This window comes from Sphingomonas sp. P3_C6 (genome assembly GCF_056402595.1).
This window is the reverse complement of the sequence record NZ_JBFUHB010000055.1, coordinates 1-2,534: the sequence shown is the minus strand read 5'-3', so window position 1 is coordinate 2,534 and position 2,534 is coordinate 1. Positions and strand designations below refer to the sequence as shown.

Below are 2,534 nucleotides of genomic sequence, written 5' to 3'. Positions count from 1 at the left end.
GGGTTAGTGCGGCGCGGTTGAGGTGAACGAACGAGCGTTGCGCGCCGGTTGAGCGCTGCGGGAGGCAGGCAGAGCATCGGGGTTCCACGAGAGGAGCCCTGCCATGAACAGCCTTGTCCCGATTATTGCCGTCAGCCCGCTACGCCAGCGTCTCATCGACGAGATGGATATACGCCGGTTCGGCCGCGAGACGCAGCGCAACTACATCCGCGACGTCGGGCGGTTCGCGACGTGGTTGGGACGCTCGCCCGACACGGCGACGGCGGAGGACGTGCGGCGCTTCCAGGTCGAGCAGTGCGACCTCGGCGTACCGGTGCCGACCATGAACGCCATCGTGTCGGCGCTGAGGTTCTTCTTCATCCAGACGCTCGACCGGCCCGACCTGGCGCGCAAGCTGGTTCGCATGCGGCACGTGCGCAAGTTGCCGGTCGTGCTCAGTCAGGACGAGGTGGCGCGGCTGCTGGCCGCGACCACGTGCCTGAAGCATCAGGCGGCGCTATCGGTCGCCTATGGTGCCGGATTGCGTGCCGCCGAGATCGCCGGCCTCAAGGTGCGCGACATCGATAGCGAGCGCATGCTGCTGCGGGTCGAGCGCGGCAAGGGCGGGCGGTATCGCAACGCCATGCTCCCGACGGGGCTTCTGGCGTTGCTGCGAGAGTGGTGGCGGGTTGGTCGACAGGAGGGCGTATTGCACGTCGATGGCTGGCTGTTCCCCGGCCAGCACTATCTCAAGCCGCTCAGCACGCGGCAGCTGCACCGTATCGTCGTGGAGGCGAGCGTCGCGGCGGGCATCGGCAAGCGGGTCGGGCCGCACACGCTGCGGCACTGCTTCGCCACCCACCTGCTCGAGGACGGGATCGACGTTCGCATCATCCAGACGCTGCTGGGGCACGCCAAGCTGGAGACCACCGCCTATTACACGCAGGTTGCCACCCGGGTGCTGCGCAATGTGACCAGTCCGTTCGACCGGCTGGCGATGGCCGCCATGGAAGCGAGAACACCCAGCGGCTGAGCGGGCATGCGCGCCTCCATCGAGGTCGCCGACATCTTCCGTGCCGCGGGTTCCGCCTACCGGGTCGCGCGTGCCGGACATCTGAGCCTGGACCAGCTCAAGGTGATGTCGGCGATAGAGACCTGCCGCACCGCCGTGATGGGTGGTCACGTCGATGCCTGCACCGACTGCGGGCATTGGCGGGTCGCCTACAACTCCTGCCGCAACCGGCACTGCCCGCGGTGCCAGGGCGCGGCTGCGCGCACCTGGCTCGCCGAGCGCGAGGCCGACCTGCTGCCGGTCGGCTACTTCCACGTCGTGTTCACGCTGCCCGCCGAGGTCGCTGACATCGCGTTGCAGAACAAGGCAGCGGTCTACGGCCTGCTATTCCAGGCGGCGTCCGAGACGATGACGACCATCGCCGCGGACCCGAAGCATCTCGGCGCACGCATCGGCATCACCGCGGTGCTGCATACCTGGGGATCGGCGCTGACCCACCATCCGCACATCCATATGATCGTGCCGGGCGGCGGGCTGTCGCCAGACGGAAGACGCTGGATCTCGTCGCGCCCGGCGTTCCTGCTGCCGGTCAGGGTGTTGGGCAAGCTGTTCCGCCGCCTGTTCCTCACCAGGCTGATGGCCTTGCACGAAGCCGGGCGGCTCGCCTTCTACGGCGGCATCGCGCACCTCGCCGACCGCCGCGCGTTCGTGCGCCACCTGTCCCCGGTCCGGAAGAAGCGCTGGGTAGTATACGCCAAGCCGCCGTTCGCGGGGCCCGAGACGGTGCTCGCCTATCTATCGCGCTACACCCACCGCGTCGCCATCTCGAACAGTCGACTCCTGCGCTTCGACCAGAGCGGCGTCACCTTCCGCTACAAGGATTACCGCCGCGACGGTGCCGACCGGCAGCAGAGCATGACGATCACCGCTGACGAGTTCATCCGCCGCTTCCTGCTCCACGTCCTGCCCAAAGGCTTCCACCGCATCCGTCACTACGGTCTGCTCGCCGGGGCCACCCGCAAGGCGCATCTCGACCATGTTCGCCAGTTGCTCGGGGTCGCGCCGCCCGCCACGGTCGAGGCGCCGATCGAGCCGAACGATGTGCGACCGCCATGCCCATGCTGCGGCGGACGCATGGTCGTCGTCGAGACCTTCGAGCGTCAGCGCCTACCCCGTGCGCCACCGGCTCCCGCGCTGCTACCCGGGAGGCAGGCGTCGTGACCCGGCACGGCCCGACACCGCCAGATCCCGCAGCGCCCATGCTTGCGGAGCCGACGCTACGTGTGCCGATCGTCGTCGAAGAGGCTGCCACCTCAACCGGCGTCGGGCCATCCGCCTCCGTGAATTCGGCATCGCCACCTAAATCCGGAAGGTCCGGATCCAGACCCGCGCTCCAATCGGCCGTGCCGCCCAACATCGGAGCAGGCCCAAACTCGAAATCCCCATAGATCCACGCGTGCGGCCCGCGGGTTCGGGCCTCCAAGACTTTCGTACGCCTGCCGGCATCCGAAACTCTTCAGGAGGCATCCGAAACTCTTCAGGA

Annotated in this window: 2 protein-coding genes; both read left to right on the top strand. The window is 68.0% G+C overall.

Annotated features, from left to right (window positions below):
* Positions 1 to 103 precede the first annotated feature (103 nt).
* The gene (locus AC1DT7_RS24085) at positions 104 to 1,012 is read left to right on the top strand and encodes a tyrosine-type recombinase/integrase (RefSeq protein WP_478038839.1); all 909 of its coding nucleotides are present in this window, start codon (positions 104 to 106) and stop codon (positions 1,010 to 1,012) included.
* A 6-nt stretch (positions 1,013 to 1,018) separates the two neighbouring features.
* Positions 1,019 to 2,212 (top strand): IS91 family transposase, encoded by a 1,194-nt coding sequence (locus tag AC1DT7_RS24080; protein WP_478038837.1) that lies wholly within the window; start codon positions 1,019 to 1,021, stop codon positions 2,210 to 2,212.
* Positions 2,213 to 2,534 lie beyond the last annotated feature (322 nt).